This window comes from Poseidonibacter ostreae (genome assembly GCF_009208075.1).
Taxonomy (GTDB): domain Bacteria; phylum Campylobacterota; class Campylobacteria; order Campylobacterales; family Arcobacteraceae; genus Poseidonibacter; species Poseidonibacter ostreae.
This window is the reverse complement of record NZ_WFKJ01000053.1, coordinates 1-17849: the sequence shown is the minus strand read 5'-3', so window position 1 is coordinate 17849 and position 17849 is coordinate 1. Positions and strand designations below refer to the sequence as shown.

21 protein-coding genes are annotated in these 17849 nt (G+C 28.2%); 6 read left to right on the top strand and 15 right to left on the bottom strand.

From position 1 onward, the window contains the following. Window positions 1-94 precede the first annotated feature (94 nt). Window positions 95-223, top strand: coding sequence for a hypothetical protein (locus GBG18_RS15675; RefSeq protein ID WP_255467390.1), 129 nt, complete (start codon window positions 95-97; stop codon window positions 221-223). Between the two features lie 88 nt (window positions 224-311). Then, complete coding sequence (locus GBG18_RS13370; protein ID WP_152191831.1) at window positions 312-1226, top strand: AEC family transporter; 915 nt, start codon at window positions 312-314, stop codon at window positions 1224-1226. Here GBG18_RS13370 and GBG18_RS13365 read toward each other — a convergent pair. Both GBG18_RS13365 and GBG18_RS13360 read right to left on the bottom strand, forming a co-directional pair. Then, complete coding sequence (locus tag GBG18_RS13365) at window positions 1219-2409, bottom strand: MFS transporter (RefSeq protein ID WP_226896456.1); 1191 nt, start codon at window positions 2407-2409, stop codon at window positions 1219-1221. The genes GBG18_RS13370 and GBG18_RS13365 overlap by 8 nt on opposite strands. Next, the gene (locus tag GBG18_RS13360) at window positions 2406-3119 is read right to left on the bottom strand and encodes a sulfite exporter TauE/SafE family protein (RefSeq protein ID WP_152191829.1); all 714 of its coding nucleotides are present in this window, start codon (window positions 3117-3119) and stop codon (window positions 2406-2408) included. The genes GBG18_RS13365 and GBG18_RS13360 overlap by 4 nt, the downstream gene beginning before the upstream one ends. Window positions 3120-3212: 93 nt before the next feature. Between GBG18_RS13360 and GBG18_RS13355 the strand changes: the two genes are divergently transcribed. Genes GBG18_RS13355 through GBG18_RS13345 form a run of 3 tightly spaced genes read left to right on the top strand, consistent with a single transcriptional unit; the run spans window position 3213 to window position 4538 of the window. Next, the gene (locus GBG18_RS13355) at window positions 3213-3482 is read left to right on the top strand and encodes a CBU_0592 family membrane protein (protein ID WP_152191827.1); all 270 of its coding nucleotides are present in this window, start codon (window positions 3213-3215) and stop codon (window positions 3480-3482) included. A gap of 1 nt (window position 3483) precedes the next feature. Then, window positions 3484-3744 (top strand): hypothetical protein, encoded by a 261-nt coding sequence (locus GBG18_RS13350; protein ID WP_152191826.1) that lies wholly within the window; start codon window positions 3484-3486, stop codon window positions 3742-3744. Window positions 3745-3752: 8 nt separating this feature from the next. Beyond that, on the top strand, window positions 3753-4538 hold the full coding sequence (locus GBG18_RS13345) for an exodeoxyribonuclease III (RefSeq protein ID WP_152191824.1): 786 nt from the start codon (window positions 3753-3755) through the stop codon (window positions 4536-4538). An 11-nt stretch (window positions 4539-4549) separates the two neighbouring features. Here the strand turns inward: GBG18_RS13345 and GBG18_RS13340 are convergent, their stop codons facing one another. Next, window positions 4550-5644, bottom strand: a complete 1095-nt coding sequence (locus GBG18_RS13340; protein WP_152191822.1) for a glycoside hydrolase family 3 N-terminal domain-containing protein — start codon at window positions 5642-5644, stop codon at window positions 4550-4552. Window positions 5645-5837: 193 nt separating this feature from the next. Between GBG18_RS13340 and GBG18_RS13335 the strand changes: the two genes are divergently transcribed. Next, window positions 5838-6143, top strand: a complete 306-nt coding sequence (locus GBG18_RS13335) for a hypothetical protein (RefSeq protein ID WP_152191820.1) — start codon at window positions 5838-5840, stop codon at window positions 6141-6143. Window positions 6144-6200: 57 nt separating this feature from the next. On the opposite strand, the gene ureG is transcribed toward GBG18_RS13335, so the two are convergent. From ureG to urtA, 12 genes are all read right to left on the bottom strand, one after another. Further along, the gene (ureG, locus tag GBG18_RS13330; RefSeq protein ID WP_152191818.1) at window positions 6201-6788 is read right to left on the bottom strand and encodes an urease accessory protein UreG; all 588 of its coding nucleotides are present in this window, start codon (window positions 6786-6788) and stop codon (window positions 6201-6203) included. A 131-nt stretch (window positions 6789-6919) separates the two neighbouring features. Next, the gene (locus GBG18_RS13325) at window positions 6920-7624 is read right to left on the bottom strand and encodes an urease accessory protein UreF (protein ID WP_152191816.1); all 705 of its coding nucleotides are present in this window, start codon (window positions 7622-7624) and stop codon (window positions 6920-6922) included. After that, window positions 7599-8033 (bottom strand): urease accessory protein UreE, encoded by a 435-nt coding sequence (locus GBG18_RS13320; protein WP_152191815.1) that lies wholly within the window; start codon window positions 8031-8033, stop codon window positions 7599-7601. Before GBG18_RS13320 ends, GBG18_RS13325 begins: the two co-directional genes overlap by 26 nt. 7 nt (window positions 8034-8040) lie before the next feature. Continuing rightward, window positions 8041-9741 (bottom strand): urease subunit alpha, encoded by a 1701-nt coding sequence (ureC, locus tag GBG18_RS13315; RefSeq protein ID WP_152191813.1) that lies wholly within the window; start codon window positions 9739-9741, stop codon window positions 8041-8043. Between the two features lies 1 nt (window position 9742). Continuing rightward, window positions 9743-10420, bottom strand: a complete 678-nt coding sequence (locus GBG18_RS13310) for an urease subunit beta (RefSeq protein ID WP_152191811.1) — start codon at window positions 10418-10420, stop codon at window positions 9743-9745. 116 nt (window positions 10421-10536) lie between these two features. Next, the gene (locus GBG18_RS13305) at window positions 10537-11175 is read right to left on the bottom strand and encodes a cytochrome c biogenesis protein CcdA (RefSeq protein ID WP_152191809.1); all 639 of its coding nucleotides are present in this window, start codon (window positions 11173-11175) and stop codon (window positions 10537-10539) included. A gap of 1 nt (window position 11176) precedes the next feature. Further along, on the bottom strand, window positions 11177-11932 hold the full coding sequence (locus GBG18_RS13300) for an urease accessory protein UreD (RefSeq protein WP_152191807.1): 756 nt from the start codon (window positions 11930-11932) through the stop codon (window positions 11177-11179). A gap of 110 nt (window positions 11933-12042) precedes the next feature. Beyond that, on the bottom strand, window positions 12043-12738 hold the full coding sequence (urtE, locus tag GBG18_RS13295; RefSeq protein WP_152191805.1) for an urea ABC transporter ATP-binding subunit UrtE: 696 nt from the start codon (window positions 12736-12738) through the stop codon (window positions 12043-12045). 2 nt (window positions 12739-12740) lie between these two features. After that, the gene (urtD, locus tag GBG18_RS13290; protein ID WP_152191803.1) at window positions 12741-13529 is read right to left on the bottom strand and encodes an urea ABC transporter ATP-binding protein UrtD; all 789 of its coding nucleotides are present in this window, start codon (window positions 13527-13529) and stop codon (window positions 12741-12743) included. Further along, window positions 13526-14650: an urea ABC transporter permease subunit UrtC gene (gene urtC, locus GBG18_RS13285; protein WP_152191802.1), complete on the bottom strand. Its 1125-nt coding sequence runs from the start codon at window positions 14648-14650 to the stop codon at window positions 13526-13528. The genes urtD and urtC overlap by 4 nt, the downstream gene beginning before the upstream one ends. Window positions 14651-14653: 3 nt before the next feature. Further along, a complete protein-coding gene (gene urtB, locus GBG18_RS13280; RefSeq protein ID WP_152191800.1) occupies window positions 14654-16249 on the bottom strand; it encodes an urea ABC transporter permease subunit UrtB in 1596 nt (531 codons plus the stop codon). A 48-nt stretch (window positions 16250-16297) separates the two neighbouring features. Beyond that, on the bottom strand, window positions 16298-17575 hold the full coding sequence (gene urtA, locus GBG18_RS13275) for an urea ABC transporter substrate-binding protein (RefSeq protein ID WP_152191798.1): 1278 nt from the start codon (window positions 17573-17575) through the stop codon (window positions 16298-16300). Window positions 17576-17849 lie beyond the last annotated feature (274 nt).

The window sequence follows — 17849 nt, the reverse complement described above, 5'->3', positions numbered from 1 at the left end:
GTTTTGTTTTATATTAATATTTTATATTTTAACAGATTTTCTTTACATTTTATATAAATCTGATTATAATTATTATAAATAAAAAGGATTTATTATGGCTACGTTATCAAATTCTTATATGCAAAAATCTCTTGTAGATGAAATTAACTCTATTTTTAATGAGTTTTTTGAAACTTTAAAGAAGTTTGTTTACAAACATCATAAAATTATAGGATATTTTTAATATCCTATAATCTTAATTTTAAGATATTTAATCATCTACTATATAAACTTTATCTATAATAAATATTAAATTAAATTATAGAGTATTCATGATTCATATATTTACAGCACTAATTCCAATTTTTTCACTTATAATGATTGGCTATTTCTTTAAAAGAATAAAATTTCCTTCACATGATTTTTGGCCACAAGCTGATAAATTAACTTACTATATTTTAATGCCTTCACTTTTAATATATAAGCTATCAACAGCAACACTAAATTCAAGTAATAGTATAAGTTATATATTAACTGCTTTAATTACTATTTTTATAGTTTTATTAATACTATTTATTTTAAATAAATTTTTAAATTTTCAAGCAGATTGTTTTACTTCGATAGTTCAAGGTGGAATAAGATTTAATACTTATGTATTCTTAGCACTTGCAGATGCAGTTTTAGGGAATAATGGAATAGTTTTAGCAGCCATTCTTTTAACTTTTGTAATACCATTTATAAATATTTTATGTATTAGTACTTTTGCTTTGTATGTGAGTCAAAATAAATTAACATTTATCTATCTTTTAAAATCAATTGTAACAAATCCATTAATAATAGGTTGTTTTATAGGTGGAAGTATAAACTTTTTAGGAGTTTCTCTTCCTGTAATTTTAGTAAATACACTTGATATACTTGGACAAGCAGCACTACCACTTGGACTTTTATCAGTAGGATTTGGTCTTGTTTTAAAAGAGATAAAATCTTCTAAAAAAGATATAGTTGTTTCTTCTTTTGCAAAACATTTGCTAACACCTATTATTATGTTTGTAATTGCAAAAGCTTTTTCTCTTGATAATGAAATGATTGCAGTTTTACTTATCTTTGCAGTTTTACCAACTGCTCCTAGTTCTTTTATATTAGCACGACAATTGGGTGGAAATATCCCTTTAATGTCATCTATTATCACTGTACAAACTCTAATATCAAGTTTATTTATAATAGTTGTTTTAAACTACTTTATTTAACTATTTTAACTAAAGTAGTTTCATTTCCTTGTTCTGGATTATGTGGAATTAAAAACGATAATACAACTGAAATACTAGCTATTAATCCTCCAATTATAAATACTAAAGAGTGAGAATATAACCATACAAGACCAAGTAAAACAGGTAAAAAAACAGCTGCTATATGATTTATAGTAAAAGAAACTGCACTTGCACTTGCAATATCTTTTGGGTCTGCAATCTTTTGAAAATATGTTTTTAAAGCAATTGCCATTGCAAATAAAATATGGTCTATTACATAAAGTGCAAAAGCTATATATAAATTCTCTACAAAAGCATAAGAAACAAAAACTATAACAAGTCCAATATACTCATATCTTAAAGATATTCTCTCACCAAAGACACTAATAAACTTACCAATTTTAGGAGCTAAATACATATTTAAAATCGAGTTAATAAAAAGAAGTATCACCATATTATGAATATCTACACCAAATTTTTCAACAAGTAAAAATCCAGCAAAAACTACAAATATCTGTCTTCTTGCACCTGCAAAAAAAGTTAAAGTATAAAATAACCAATACTCTTTTTTTAGTCTGATTTTTCTATCTTGAATTACTGTTTCTTTAAAATTTGTAAATAAAATCCAAGAAAAAATTGCTAATAAAGCACTAATCCCACCAAATATTAAATATACATATTTATACTCTACAGATAAATAATTCATCAAAATATAAATTAAAATAAATACAAGTAAAGCTGTGAAAGATTTAACTGCAGATATTTTTCCTAGTATTATTGGAGCTTTTTTCTTATCTAACCATTGAAGACTTAAAGATTGATTCAAAGTTTCTAAATAGTGAAATCCCAAAGACATAATTATAGTTGTAATATAAAGCCCCATTGCACTTGGAAAAAATCCAGTTAAAGAAGTCCCAAGTCCAAGAAGTAACATAGATAAATAAACTAATTTTTGTTGAGCTACAAAGGCTAAAACTAAGATAACTGTAAAAGCTAAAAAGCCAGGTATTTCTCTTAAACTTTGAAGTATTCCTATTTGACTTCCATCAAAAGAGGCTACTTCAATTGTAAAGTTATTAAGTAAACTCATCCATGCAGAAAAAGAGACAAGCATCGAAATTGACATTACATAAAGAAGTGCAACTTTAGATGTAAATATTCTGTTTAAAAAAGTTTTTCTCAAATAAATACGCCAATAACAACTTTAACAGCAAGTATTGATAATAACACTTTTAAAAGCATTAAGAATTTCTTACCATCAATTTTATCTCTTAATTTAGTCCCAGCGTAGCTTCCTGCAACTGCTCCAATTATCATGGCAACTATAATTCCAATATAATCAAAAAATACAAAACCAAAATACATAAAAACAAAAACTTTTAGAATATGAGTAATACTCATTAAAGCAGCACCAGTTGCTACTACTTTATCTTTATCTTGATAATCTTTTAAAAGTAAAGTCATAGTAAGTGGACCTGTTGCACCTACAACTATAGAAAGTCCAGTTTGCAAAAATCCTACTAAATAATAGTTTTCATACTTTTTGATTCTATCATTAAACTTTTGCGACCATAAAGAAAGTAAAATATAAACACCAATAAATAAAGGAACATACTCTAAAGAAATCATAGATAATATAGAAGCAAAAAGTGCAATACCTACAATAGAACCTAATAAGAACTTTGGAATAGTTTCATATTGAACATCTTTATATCCAAATACTGCCCTTGAAAAATTACTAGACATTTGTGTTAATCCATGTACTGGAATAAGTGCATTTAGTGGTAAGAAAGCTGGAAGAATAGCAATTAACATCATTCCACCACCAAGTCCAACAACACCTGCAACTGTAGATGTAAAAAATGTCAATAATCCAAGTAATAATTCATCCATAAAAAGCCTTTTAAATAATCTGCTTTAAAATACCCAATTATCACTTATTTATCAAAATAAAGCTATGATTTCACTTCTAAAAAAAGGAAGTGTATGGATATTTATCAATGGGCTGGATTTGTTGGAATGTTATTTGTTGTTATTGCTTATTTATTTTTACAAATGAATAAATATACAATCAAATCTTTACAGTATCAATTATTAAATTTAGTAGGTGCTATTTTACTTTTAATCTCGCTTTTTGTACACTTTAATTTAGGTTCATTTATTATAGAAGTATTTTGGATTATTATTACAGTATATGGTATTGTAGTAAATTTAAAAGATAAAAAAATCAAAAAAGAAGATATAAAAGAGGAATAAAATGAAATATATTTTAACAATAACAATATTTTTATCATCTTCACTATTTGCAAACTATGCATTTACAGGTGAAAATACAGGGAAAATAGATATGCATGGAGGGAAAGGTGATAAGTTAATCACAAATAAAAATGGTTTTTCAAATAAAAGTATAAGCCCCTTATCAAATATGGGTATTACAAAACCAACATCACCATTTGCTCCTAAAGCATTAATTGAAGAAGAAAAAACTAAACAAAAAAATATTAAAAAAGAGAAATAAGGTTAAGAATGAATACATATAAATTTATATCATGGAATGTAAACGGAATTAGAGCAGTTGATAAAAAAGAAGCATTAAAATGGATTGATGAAGCAAATGTTGATTTACTTGGAGTTCAAGAAACAAAATCACAAATTGACCAAATACCATCTACAATCTTTGAACGAGAATACAAAACTCTAGCTGGTTCACAATCAGCAATAAAAGGAAGAAGTGGAACTGCACTTTTTACTGATATTGAAACTACTTTTACTTGTAATTGTCCAAGTGTTGATGTATTAGATGAAGGAAGAATAAACGAAGTTCATTTTACAATAGGAGATAAAGATATTGCATTTTTTAATGTATATTTTCCAAATGGACAAAGTAAAGAAGAAAGACTTGCATATAAAATGGAGTTTTACGATAGATTCTTAGAGCATTGTGAAAAGTTAAAAAAAGATGGTAAATCAATCATTGTTTGTGGAGATGTAAACACAGCACATAAAGCAATAGATTTAGCACGTCCAAAAGCAAATGAAAAAACATCTGGTTTCTTACCAATGGAGCGAGAATGGATGGATAAGTTTTTAGCTCATGGATATATAGATACGCTAAGACATGTAATTGGTGATGAACCTGAGCATTATTCTTGGTGGTCTTATAGAGCAAATGCCAGAGCTAATAATGTTGGCTGGAGAATTGACTATTTTTATGTAAGTGATGATTTAAAAGATAATATTAAAGATGCTTATATTTTAAATGAAGTTATGGGAAGTGACCACTGTCCTATTGCTCTAGAAATACAGTTATAAGAGTTTTTCTCTTATAACTTATTTTTTAGTACATCTATTCTTCTATTAGCCTCTTTTATTCTATGCATTTTAATCTCACCACTTCTTACTTGTTTATATATTGAATCTATTATAGTTTCTAATTTTATTGGCTTTGCTAGCTGATTTGCAAACATTAGCATATCAACACCTGAGTTAATAGCAAGTTTTACTGTATCATCTAAACTATAGTGTTTTGAAATAGCATACATTTGTAAATCATCACTTATTAAAACACCTTTATATCCTAACTCTTTTCTTAAAAGTTTTGTATTTATATTCCACGATAAAGTTGCAGGTAGTGAATAATCTAAGTCTTTATTTACAACATGAGCACTCATAATCATATCAACCAAAGCATTTTTGATAAAATACTTGTATGGTTCTAATTCTTCTTTTTGCCAACTTTTTGTAATATCAACAAAACCTTTATGCGAATCGCTTTGTGAAGAGCCATGTCCTGGGAAATGCTTAAGTACTGAAATAATATTCTCTTTTTTCATCTCTTTTGTAAAAATAGAAGCATATTTTATTACCTCTTTTGAACTTTTACCAAAAGACCTACCAAGTTTAACAATTACTGGATTATTAGGATTAATACTTAAATCAACAACTGGTGCATAATTTACATTTAATCCACTATTTTTTAAAACTTTTGCTAACTTTGAATAAGTATTTTTTGCATAATTTTCACCTTTTGTAGCAACTACACTTGCTTTTGGTGTATTTATAAAACCTTTTGATTCTTTTAATCTTTGTACTATTCCACCCTCTTGGTCTATTGAAATTAATAGTTTTGATTTATTAATTGCTTGTAGTTGCGAGCTAAGCGTTGCTAGTTGTTTTGGGTCTTTAACATTTTTGATTTTCTTTTTATCATTTGGGTCTTTATCAAAAAGAATAACTCCACCTAAATCATATTTTTTAATATCATTATAGATTTTATCATCTGAATCTATTTTTTGACCATGGAAACCTAACATTACCATTTTACCTATCATTTTTTCTAACTGTTCTTTGGTATATGTATTTTGTTCTGCAAAAAGTAAAGTACTTATAAGACATGTTAATAGAAGTTTTTTTATCATTTATTCTCTTTCATTTATTTCTAATATTTAAAGATGAGTATATCAAAATAATGTTTATAAAAAGTGAATTTATATTTCTTTTACCTTCTATATTTTAATGTTATTATCTATATTTTAAAGAAAAAGTCTATATTTTATTGACTTTACTAAAAAAAAGTGATAGAATTTCACTATTAAAAAATAAGGAGACTTTATGTCAAAAGAAGAAAAAGAATTAAAAGTTAAAAAAGCAGCAAAAAAAGTTGCTAAAAAAGCGGATAAGAAAAAGAAAGAAAAAAAGAAAATTGCTAAAAAGAAAGCAGCTAAGAAAACTGAAAAGAAAAAAATAGCTAAAAAGAAAGTTGCTAAAAAAGTTGAAAAGAAAAAAACAAGTAAAAAACCAGCTAAGAAAGTTACTAAAAAGGTTACAAAGAAAGTAGCTAAAAAACCTTCTAAAAAGAAAGTTACAAAAAAAGTAGTAAAAACTAAAAAAGTAGCTAAAAAAGCTAAAAAGAAATAGATTATTTTCTAGTATGATTTTAGAATTTCCTTCTAAAATCGTACTATTTCATATCACTTATACTAAGGCTAAAATCCAATCTTTCACTTCATTTAAAGTAGATTCATCTTTGTTTGATACAAAAACATAAGGTTTATTTTTTCGATTCTCTTTAACATCATTTTTCATACTTTCTATTTCAACTCCAACATATGGAGCTAAATCAGTTTTATTTACAATAAGTAAATCAGAAAAAAGTAATCCTGCACCTTTTTTTCTAGGTATATCAGCACCTTGTGCTACATCTATTACATAAAGATAATAATCAATTAATTCATAAGAAAAAGTAGCACTTAAATTATCTCCACCACTTTCAACAAAAACAATATCAGAATCAAACTTTTCTTCTAACTCAATAACTGCTTTTTGGTTCATTGATATATCATCTCGAATTGCAGTATGTGGACAACCACCAGTCTCAACTCCTATGATTTGTTCATCTGGTAAGTCAAGTGTTCTTTTTAAATAATTTGCATCTTCTGTTGTATAAATATCGTTTGTTACAATACCTATTTTATACTCATTTTTTAGCATATTTGTAAGTGCTTCAATTAAGGAAGTTTTTCCACTTCCAACAGGCCCTGCTATTCCTATTTTTAAACTCATTATTTTCCTTTTTTAAATCTTTTCATTCTTACTAATATTTATATTTTGCTTTAGTTCAAGGCAAGATTTAAGGAGTTTACTAAATGTAAATAACTTAAATTTTAACGCAAAAATAAAGTAAAAGATGAATATTAGGTTACGAACATCTTTGGTTCTAATGTTTTATGTTCAAATATCACTTCTTCAAACAATGGATTAAAATTTGTAATCTTTTCATCAAAATTAAAATCCATATTTTCTAGTAAATCATCAAATTTAAAAAGCATTTTTTGAATATCTGAGGGTTTTATTCTTGATATTTTTATACTTGTAGCTGCAATATTTATTAGATTCTTTTTTGTCCACATTACAATAAAATCTTTTATATCAATATCTAAATCATAAGCATAAGCAGCTAGTACTATTAACTCATTTGCATCTGCTTTTTCATCTTTTATAAAAGAAAAGTATTCTTTTACTTTTGTTTTATCTAAAGTGTCTTTTATTTGTACATAGTAGTTATGACCTATATTTTTAGATGCTTTTGCATATTCATATGTTAAATACGATGATATTTCATTATCAAGTTTTTTTACTAGAAAAAGTTTGTTTTCTTCTAAAAACTTATATGTTTTTTGAATATAAACAAACTCCATTTTACAGTACTGATCAATAATTAGATTCTCTAAATATATCTTAAGTGTATCAATATCTTTAACTTTTTCTTTTACAATATGTGGTTCTAATCCAAAAGAGTGAACAAACATACCAGAGGGAAAACTTCCATCAAGTATTTGAATAAATCTACTTAGACTTTTTAAACTAGTTTGATTAGTGTGAGTGATGTGCTTTACCATTTGCTTTGAAATATCCTGTTGTTTTAGTAATATTAATTTCACTATTTTTATATGCATTTTCAACTATATCACTTAAAGATATGTCATCTAATACTACTATTTTTAAATCTTCAATCATTACTGGTTGGTGTCTATTTCCAACTTCATAAGCTACTTTTGCAAAATTAAGTGCATCTTTAAACTCTAATATATAAATATTGTCTTCACTTCTTTTAACTTTTATTGCATATCCATCTTCAGAAACTAAAATATCATTCTCATGTAAGTGGGTAAACTTTGCTTTTACTATAAAGTTTACACCCTTATTTGATACAGCTGTTAAATTTGGTTTTTGCATATCAAACCATGATAATTCTACTTCATCATCACAATCAATATCTTTTTTTATTTCTATTACTCTCTTTATCATTGTATTCCTAAAACATAAAATATTTTTTAGCCATTGGCACTGTTGTTACATAATCTGATGTGATTAATTCACCATCAACTAATACATCATAAGTTTCAGGGTCAACTACAATATCACCTATAAAGTCATTTAACTTCATATCTTTTTTACCAATATTTCTAGTGTTTTTAACAGCTAATACTTTCTTATTAATTCCAAGTTTTTCTTTTAAATCACCACTTGCAACTTTTGAAGTAAAAATAGCACTTGTTTTTGCACTTGCTTTTCCATGTGAACCAAACATCTTTCTATAAAGATTTGGTTCTGGTGTTGGAATTGAGGCATTTGCATCACCCATTACAGAAAGAGCAATAAATCCACCTTTTATAACTAGACTTGGTTTTACTCCAAAAAATGCTCTATCCCATAAAACTAAGTCAGCCATTTTACCAACTTCTACACTTCCAACATACTCATCAATACCACAAGCAATTGCAGGATTTATAGTATATTTTGCAATATATCTTTTAATTCTTTCATTATCACACTTTTCATTATCACTTGGTAATGCACCTCTTTGTTTTTTCATAGAATCAGCAACTTGCCAAGTACGAATTAGTACTTCACCAACTCTTCCCATAGCTTGTGAGTCAGAACTAGTAATACTAATAGCACCAATATCATGAAGCACGTCTTCAGCAGCAATTGTATTACCTCTAATTCTACTTTCAGCAAAACTTACATCTTCAGGAATCTTAGGACTTAAATGGTGACAAACCATAAGCATATCAAGATGCTCTTCTATTGTATTTTTTGTATATGGAAGTGTTGGATTTGTTGAAGATGGTAATACATTTGCTAAACCTGCAACTTTCATAATATCAGGAGCGTGACCTCCCCCTGCACCTTCAGAGTGGAAAGTATGAATAGTTCTATTCTTAAATGAACCAACTGTATTTTCTACAAAACCTGACTCATTTAAAGTATCAGTATGAATTGCAACTTGTATATCAAAATCATCTGCAACACTCAAACAAGTATCAATAGCCTTTGGAGTACTTCCCCAATCTTCGTGAAGTTTAAGACCCATTGCACCTGCATCAATTTGTGACTTTAATGCTTCGTATGATGAAGAGTTTCCTTTACCCATAAAACCAAAGTTTAAAGGATAGTTCTCAACTGATTGAATCATTTTAGAAATATTCCACTCACCAGGAGTACAAGTAGTTGCATTTGTACCAGTGTTTGGTCCAGTACCTCCACCTATCATTGTAGTAACTCCAGAACTTAAAGCTTCGTCTATTTGTGTTGGTGAAATAAAGTGAATATGTGAATCAACTCCACCTGCGGTTATTACTTTTCCTTCAGCAGAAAGTATTTCAGTATTAGCACCTATTTCTAAACCTTCAGTTATTCCATCACAAAGCTCACTATTTCCAGCTTTTCCAATAGCCAATATTTTTCCATCTTTTACCCCAATATCAGCTTTATAAATACCAGTATAGTCAATAATCACAGCATTTGTAATAATTAAATCAGCAACATCAACAGCTTTTGGACTTTGAGCCATTCCATCTCTAATAGTCTTACCACCACCAAACTTTACTTCCTCACCATAAGTTGTATAATCTTTCTCAATTTGGGCAATTAAAGAAGTATCTGCAAGTCGAAATCTATCACCTGTAGTTGGTCCATACATCGCAGCATATTTTTGTTTTGAAATTTTCATTTTATTTCTCCCCTAAAAATATTGATAAGTTTTTCATAGCTTGTTCTTTTACAGATTTATCATCTAAGTTACCTTCAACTAAACCATTGAAACCACTCATATATCTATTTCCACTATATGAAACTAAATTTATTTTCTTTTTACTTCCTGGTTCAAACCGTACAGATGTACCAGCAGCAACATCAAGTCTTTTTCCATAAGCATCAACTCTGTTAAAATCAAGATTATTATTTACTTCAAAGAAGTGATAATGTGAACCAATTTGAACTGGTCTATCACCTCTATTTTCAACTTCTAAAGTTGTAATTTCTTTATTTTCATTTAGTTCAATTTCACCATCTTCTACAATATATTCACCAGGAACCATTGTGTCATTGCCTTGTATTGGACTATGAACTGTTACAAGTTTTGTTCCATCATCAAAAGTAGCTTCCACTTGAACCATATCCATCATAGAAGCAATTCCATCCATAACATCATCGTGACTTAAAACTTTTGTAGCATCAACCATAAGTTGGGCAACACTTTTCCCATCTCTAGCACCTTCAAGTATATATGAAGTGATTATTGCAGTTGCTTCTGGAAAATTAAGTTTGCAACCTCTATCTTTTCGCTCAGTAGCTAATTTTGAAGCAGTATAAATCATCAGTTTTTCTTGTTCTCTATTCGTTAATAGCATCTGTTCTCCTTGAAAATATCCCATTTTAAAGGGACCAATTATTTAAAAACTTCTTTTAGCAATGGAAATAAATTCCATTTAAAGAAGCAAACCCTAAAGGGGATAACGAGTTATCCCTAGCCTAATATCATATTTGTTCCAACTAAAATTGAGACAATTCCAGCTGTTGTAAATACTCTTTTTATATTTTTTGTACTATTTAAAACATTTTCATTTATATAATTTATAATAAACCCAAAACATATAAACACTACACTAACCCCTAAAACAAAAGCCATAACCATAGTAAAATCTACACTTTGTGAATTTATAACACCAAGAGTAATAAGCATACCTCTTACACCACCAATTCCCATTAGTGAACCTATAACAAAAGCACTTTTTGTATCTGTTTTTTTATGAGTATGATTTTTTGCAAAACTCAAATGTATATGTTCTTTACCTTCATGCATATGCTTTTCTAAGATGATTTTTTTAGCATTTACAAGATATATCAAATATATTCCCATTGCAATAATTACTGATGAACTTACAATATCTCCATATCCAAGATATGAATCTATTGAAGTAAACTCTTGTAAAACTTTTGCAAAAATAAACAACATCAGCCCATGTCCAATAGCAAAAGCAAAAGTAATTAAAAATGTTTTTGTTTTACTTTTTCCAAGAGAAAAATTTACAATTGCAACGATATGATCAGCTCCAAAAGCATGAAGTACTCCATACCAAAATAAAACTATTAAACCTATTTCCATATTATTGTTTCCCCATATTAAAACTATTTTTTTCTAAATTTTTTCTATAAATATCCCAAACTTTTAAGACCTTATCTTTTAAAACTGACATATTATCACTACTTAAAACACCAATTATAAGTCTTTTTGATTTCGAATATGTAAAAGTTAAAAACTCTTCTTTTTCTAACTTTTCTAAAAAAGCAACATTGTCTAAAGTTTTTATATAAACCTTTGCAAAAAGATTCTCTTTTGAGTTTTTTCTTTTTATATAATCTTTTAAATCAACACCACCAATATCAAATTTTTCTATATATTCGCAAGAATTACTTTCAAAAAAAGTATTTTTTATTTTCATAGTTGAAAAATCAAAGTTTTCAAAACTTCGTCCATTACTTAAAATATCAGTATAGAAAAATGTTGATTTTTCATCGTAATTTAGTCTAAAAGTTTGTATAAATTTTGCATCTTTATATAAAATTAGCTCATCATTTAAAAACTCTAAATTTGAGCTATTTTCTAGTTTTATATTTATTGAATTAATACTATAAAACTTTGAGTTTGATGGATATATTTTTGTAGCTGATTCTGTGGTTATTATAAGATTTGAATTATCTAGTTTAAAGTTAGTTTTTATTCTATCTTTTGGAAAGATACCCTCTCCAATATTAAGAAGTTTGATATAGTTTTCATTGTCATTAAATAAGTAATATCTTGATGGAAGATTTAATCTATCTAAACTAAACCTATCATCTTTAAAACTAAATTTTAAACTCATTTCTTTCCCTGTAAAATAGATATTTTATGAAATTAGTTTATCAAAAAAATCTAGATTAATATTTCTACATTTGTATATTTATTATTCATTTAAAATAAATATTTTATAAACTATACAGATAAATGTTGTTTAACTATTTCATCACTTAATTGTGATATTTCACCATTTGCAACAACTGCACCTCTATCAATTACATAAAAATCATCTCCATGTTTTCTGGCAAAGGGTAATTTTTGCTCAACTAACATAACTGTCATTTCTTCTTCTTTTGTAAGATAATCAATAACATCACCAATTTGAGCAACAATATTAGGCTGTATTCCCTCACTTGGTTCATCAAGAATTAAAAACTTTGGATCAATACATAAAGCTCTTCCAATAGCAAGTTGCTGTTGTTGACCTCCAGATAAATCTCCTCCTTTTCTATTTGCCATATCTTTTAAAACTGGAAATAAGTCATATATTTTTTCTGGTACTTGTTTAATTTTATTTCTATTTGATAAAACACCAATTTCAAGATTTTCTTTTACTGTAAGTTGAGAAAAAATCTCTCTTCCTTGTGGTACATAACCAATAGCAATACCAGCTCTATTATGTGCAGATAGTTTTGATATATCTTTTCCATCATAAATAAGCTCTCCACTTTGTATTGGAAGTAATCCCATAATTGCTTTTGAAAGTGTTGTTTTACCAACACCATTTCTTCCCATTAAACAAGTACATCTACCTTTTTTAATCTCTAAAGTAAGATTCCAAAGAGTATGGCTTTGTCCATAAAACTGATTTAATTTATCTATTTGTATCATGATTATTCACCTAAATATACTTTTCGTACTTTTTCATTATTTTGAATACTTTCCATATCACCTTCAGCTAAAACAGAACCTTCATGAAGAACTGTTACTTTTGAAGCAATACTTCTAATAAATTCCATATCATGTTCCACAACAACTACTGCATGTTCTTTTGCTAAGTTTGTTAAAATTTCACCTGTTTTATCAACTTCTTGTGGTGTCATACCTGCAACTGGTTCATCAACAAGTAATAGTTTTGGATTTTGCATAATTAACATACCAATTTCTAGCCATTGTTTTTGTCCATGTGATAATATTCCAGCATCTTGTTTTGCTAACTCTTTTAATCCAATTAGTCCCATAGTTTCTTCAATTTTATCTCTTTGCTCACCTGAAATCTTAGAAAAAAGTGTTTTGAAAAATCTTTTATCATCTTGCATTGCAAGCTCTAAGTTTTCAAAAACTGAATGGTTTTGAAAAACTGTTGGTTTTTGGAATTTTCTTCCAATACCTATTTGTGCAATTGCAGGTTCATCCATTTCTAGTAAATTTACAGCTTCTCCAAAAGTAACATGACCTGCATCTGGTCTAGTTTTTCCTGTAACTACATCCATCATAGTTGATTTTCCTGCACCATTTGCACCAATAATACATCTAAGCTCTCCATAATTAATAGAAAAACTTAAGTTATTTAAAGCTTTAAACCCATCAAAACTAACAGTTACACCATCAACAAGAAGTATTCTTTTACCTTTTTTTAACTCACCTATATTATGTGAATTTTCATGATCTAATATAATCATACTGCTACCTCTTTTTTACTACTCATTTTCTCTTTTATATTAGAAATAAGTCCTACTACACCTTTTGGTAAGTAAAGAGTTACTAGAACAAATAATCCACCAAGTGCATATAACCAAACTTCTGGAAGTGCAGATGTAAAGTATGAACTTGCAAAGTTAACTATAATAGCTCCAATAATTGCTCCATATAAAGTACCACGACCACCAACAGCTACCCAAATAACTAACTCAATAGAAAATAGTGGTGAAAAAACACCTGGGTTTATAATTCCAACTTGTGGAACATATAAAGCCCCTGCAATTGCGGCAAGTACAGCTGATACGATAAAGATAAATAGCTTAAATTGCTCAACTTGATAACCTATAAATCTTACACGACTTTCAGAATCTCTAATAGATATTACAACTCGTCCAAGTCTAGAGTTCATAATAAATCTACATAATAAATAACCACCAAGTAATGCAAAATATGAAATAATTAATAAAGCTATTCTAGTTCCATCACTTTGAAGATCAAATCCTAAAATATCTTTAAAATCTGTAAGACCATTATTTCCACCAAAGCCCATATCATTTCTAAAAAATGCTAGCATTAGTGCATAAGTTAAAGCTTGAGTAATAATAGATAAATAAACACCTGTTACTCTTGATTTAAACGCTAACCAACCAAATACAAAAGCAAGTATTGCTGGTACAAACATTACCATTAAAAAAGCGAATAAAGGATTATCAAAACCATACCAAAACCATGGTAACTCTTTTAAATTCATAAATACCATAAAATCTGGTAATTCTGCATTTCCATAAACACCACGATCTCCAATTTGACGCATTAAATACATACCCATAGCATAACCACCAAGAGCAAAAAACGCACCATGACCAAGACTTAAAACTCCTAAATATCCCCAAACTAAATCAAGAGCAAGTGCTAAAAGTGCAAATGCTAAATATTTTCCAAGAAGTGTAACTGTAAAAGTTGATACATGAAAAACTGAAGTTTCGGGAACTAGTAAATTTAATATTGATACTAAAAGAACAACAGCAAAAAGAGTTCCTAAGACAATCTTTCCACCCTTATCATTTTCTAAAATTTTTAATATAATTGATTTTTTATTCATCTTCTAATCCTCTGCATCTCTTCCCTTTTTAGGGAACAGTCCTCTAGGTCTTTTTTGAATAAATAAAATTATGAATACTAAAATAATAACCTTTGCAAGAACTGCACCTGAAATTGGTTCAATAAATTTATTAATTTCACCTAGTGTAAAGGCTGCTATTAAAGTACCCCATAAATTACCAACACCACCAAATACTACAACCATAAACGAATCAACAATATATGCTTGACCTAAATTCGGACCTACATTTGTAAGTTGTGATAATGCAACACCAGCAACACCTGCAATACCAGAACCAATACCAAATGTTATTGCATCAATCCATGAAGCTTTAATACCCATTGCCCTTGCAATTTCTCTATTTTGAGATACTGCACGCACTTTTAATCCTAAAGATGTTTTATTTAAAATAAATAGAACAAGTAAAAATACGATAATTGCAAATATAATAATGTAAAGTCTGTTGTATGTAAGAGATAAGGCACTATTTATCTCTAATGCTCCACTCATCCACTGGGGAGTTTTAACTTCTTGATTTAAAGGTGAATAAATACTTCTTACAACTTGCTGTAGTATTAAAGAAATACCAAAAGTAGCAAGTAGAGTTTCAAGTGGACGTCCATATAAATGTCTAATTACCAATCTTTCAATTAAAATACCAACAAGTCCACTAACTATAAAAGCAGCAGGAACTGCAATAATTATTGAGTATTCAATAAGTCCTGGCATAATTTGTTGAATTGTATAAGTTGTGTATGCACCAATCATAATAAGCTCACCATGAGCCATATTAATTACTTTCATAACACCAAAAGTAACTGCTAAACCAATTGCAGCTAATAATAAAACAGACCCCATACTTAAACCAAAAAATGCTTTTTCTAAAATTGCATAAAAAGATTTTGCTGTTTCAATTGAAGCAATTGATTTAAGTGTTGCTTCTTGAATATCTTTATTCGTTGATGTCTCTTTAATTTGATTTAAAATCTCTAAAGATTTAGGAGATAAAAACTCTCCTAACCTTTTAACAGCTTCAAGTTTTTCATTTCCTGTTCCATATTTTGCAATTAAAATAGTACTAGCTTCCTCAAGTACTTCTTTAACAGAACTTTCTTTTTCATTTTCTAAAGCTTCATTTATTAAAGCTTCATTTTCTTTATCTAGATTATTTAAAAGATTCTTTGCTGATTTAAATCTATTATCTACATCACTTGAGAATAGATTTATTTTTGCTAAAGAGCTTTTTATAACACTTCTTAATTTATTATTGATTTTTATCTTTTTAAAATCATATTTTGACTTCACTTCTAAATTTACATTCGTAAAAAAGTTTGTCGTTAAATACTCATCTTCTTTTTTACTCTCTAAAGAAACTATTGATTTATCTTCTTTTAAATAAAGTAATTCTCCAACAAGCATCTTTTGAAGTAAAGATTCTAATCTTTTATCATCTTTATAATTTAAAGTAAGTTCTTCAATTATAGTTTGTTTTTTTTTGAAGCTTTTAGTAAGTAATCCAGCAGAATCTTCTTCAAGACTTGCTCCAAATGCAAGACATAGCATTAATAAATTAAGTAATATTATTTTTATAATTTTCATGTTTACCTTTCTTTTAAAACATGAGAGTTAAAACTCTCATATCTTAATTTATTTAGCACCTACACACTTTTTAGTTACAGTGTTATAGCTTCCACAATTCATTGGTTTTGTCCAATCAGAGATTAAATCTTTAGATCCTGGTAAGAAGTCAGACCATGCATCTCCAGCAACTTCACCTTCAGTTTCCCATACAGTTTCAAATTGACCATCTTCTTGAATTTCTCCAATAAGTACAGGTTTAGTTAAGTGGTGGTTTTTAAGCATCTTAGCTGTTCCACCAGTTAAGTTAGGAACAGAAATACCAATCATTGCATCAGCAACTTTATCAACATTTGTAGTACCAGCTTTTTCAACAGCTTTTACCCACATTTTAAATCCAATGTATGTAGCTTCCATTGGGTCATTAGTAACTCTTTTTGTATCTTTAATGTATTCTTTCCATGTTTTAATAAACTCAGAGTTTGCTTTTGATTCAGCACTTTGGAAGTAATTCCACGCAGCTAAATGTCCAACAAGAGGTTTTGTATCAAGTCCAGATAATTCTTCTTCACCAACAGAGAAAGCAACTACAGGAATATCAGAAGATGAAATACCTTGATTACCTAATTCTTTATAGAAAGGAACATTTGCATCACCATTAATAGTTGAAACAACAGCTGTTTTCTTTCCAGCTGAACCAAACTTCTTAATATCACTTACAATTGATTGCCAATCAGAATGACCAAATGGAGTATAGTTAATCATAATATCTTCTGCAGCTACACCTTTAGTTTTTAAGTATGACTCTAAAACTTTATTTGTAGTTCTTGGATAAACATAATCAGTACCAGCTAATACAAATCTTTTAACACCCATTTCGTTGATTAAGTAATCAACTGCAGGAATTGCTTGTTGGTTAGGTGCAGCACCTGTATAGAATACATTCTTACTTGACTCTTCACCTTCATATTGAACAGGGTAGAATAATAATCCATTTAACTCTTCAACAACTGGTAAAACAGATTTTCTAGATACTGATGTCCAACAACCAAATGTTACATCAACTTTATCTTTAGTTAAAAGTCCTCTCATTTTTTCAGCAAATAAAGGCCAGTTTGATGCAGGATCAACAACTACAGGTTCTAGTTTTTTTCCTAAAACCCCACCTTTTTTATTTTGCTCTTCAATTAACATTAAAACAGTATCTTTTAATGTAGTTTCAGAAATTGCCATTGTTCCAGACAGTGAGTGTAAAACCCCAACTTTAATTGTTTCAGCAGCAGTTGCAGCTGATATTGTCAGACTAAGTAACGCAGAAGCGGCTAATGCTTTCGTAAATCTTTTCATTTTAATTTTCCTTTCAAAATTAAGTCTTTGTGACCTATGTTTGAAAGTATAAAGAAGAAGTGTTGTTTAAGTGTTGCTTTGTATATAACTTTAAATATTTTTTGTATATAAAGTAAACAGAAAGATGAATGTTTTTTATTTTTAAAGTAAATTTATAATTTAAGAAGTCATTTTACTGTTCAAAAAATCCTAAGAATTTTAGAGAATATTTTATTTTTAGTTGCTGAATACTTTGTGGAACAAGGAAAATTGATAAAGTGCTTCGTGTTCCAAA

Bases quoted from the DNA above. Each gene is read 5' to 3' on its own strand.
- GBG18_RS15675 (WP_255467390.1), top strand. From the start codon at position 95: ATGGCTACGTTATCAAATTCTTATATGCAAAAATCTCTTGTAGATGAA.
- GBG18_RS13370 (WP_152191831.1), top strand. From the start codon at position 312: ATGATTCATATATTTACAGCACTAATTCCAATTTTTTCACTTATAATG.
- GBG18_RS13360 (WP_152191829.1), bottom strand. From the start codon at position 3,119: ATGGATGAATTATTACTTGGATTATTGACATTTTTTACATCTACAGTT.
- GBG18_RS13355 (WP_152191827.1), top strand. From the start codon at position 3,213: ATGGATATTTATCAATGGGCTGGATTTGTTGGAATGTTATTTGTTGTT.
- GBG18_RS13350 (WP_152191826.1), top strand. From the start codon at position 3,484: ATGAAATATATTTTAACAATAACAATATTTTTATCATCTTCACTATTT.
- GBG18_RS13345 (WP_152191824.1), top strand. From the start codon at position 3,753: ATGAATACATATAAATTTATATCATGGAATGTAAACGGAATTAGAGCA.
- GBG18_RS13340 (WP_152191822.1), bottom strand. From the start codon at position 5,644: ATGATAAAAAAACTTCTATTAACATGTCTTATAAGTACTTTACTTTTT.
- GBG18_RS13335 (WP_152191820.1), top strand. From the start codon at position 5,838: ATGTCAAAAGAAGAAAAAGAATTAAAAGTTAAAAAAGCAGCAAAAAAA.
- ureG (WP_152191818.1), bottom strand. From the start codon at position 6,788: ATGAGTTTAAAAATAGGAATAGCAGGGCCTGTTGGAAGTGGAAAAACT.
- GBG18_RS13325 (WP_152191816.1), bottom strand. From the start codon at position 7,624: ATGGTAAAGCACATCACTCACACTAATCAAACTAGTTTAAAAAGTCTA.
- GBG18_RS13320 (WP_152191815.1), bottom strand. From the start codon at position 8,033: ATGATAAAGAGAGTAATAGAAATAAAAAAAGATATTGATTGTGATGAT.
- ureC (WP_152191813.1), bottom strand. From the start codon at position 9,741: ATGAAAATTTCAAAACAAAAATATGCTGCGATGTATGGACCAACTACA.
- GBG18_RS13310 (WP_152191811.1), bottom strand. From the start codon at position 10,420: ATGCTATTAACGAATAGAGAACAAGAAAAACTGATGATTTATACTGCT.
- GBG18_RS13305 (WP_152191809.1), bottom strand. From the start codon at position 11,175: ATGGAAATAGGTTTAATAGTTTTATTTTGGTATGGAGTACTTCATGCT.
- GBG18_RS13300 (WP_152191807.1), bottom strand. From the start codon at position 11,932: ATGAGTTTAAAATTTAGTTTTAAAGATGATAGGTTTAGTTTAGATAGA.
- urtE (WP_152191805.1), bottom strand. From the start codon at position 12,738: ATGATACAAATAGATAAATTAAATCAGTTTTATGGACAAAGCCATACT.
- urtD (WP_152191803.1), bottom strand. From the start codon at position 13,529: ATGATTATATTAGATCATGAAAATTCACATAATATAGGTGAGTTAAAA.
- urtC (WP_152191802.1), bottom strand. From the start codon at position 14,650: ATGAATAAAAAATCAATTATATTAAAAATTTTAGAAAATGATAAGGGT.
- urtB (WP_152191800.1), bottom strand. From the start codon at position 16,249: ATGAAAATTATAAAAATAATATTACTTAATTTATTAATGCTATGTCTT.
- urtA (WP_152191798.1), bottom strand. From the start codon at position 17,575: ATGAAAAGATTTACGAAAGCATTAGCCGCTTCTGCGTTACTTAGTCTG.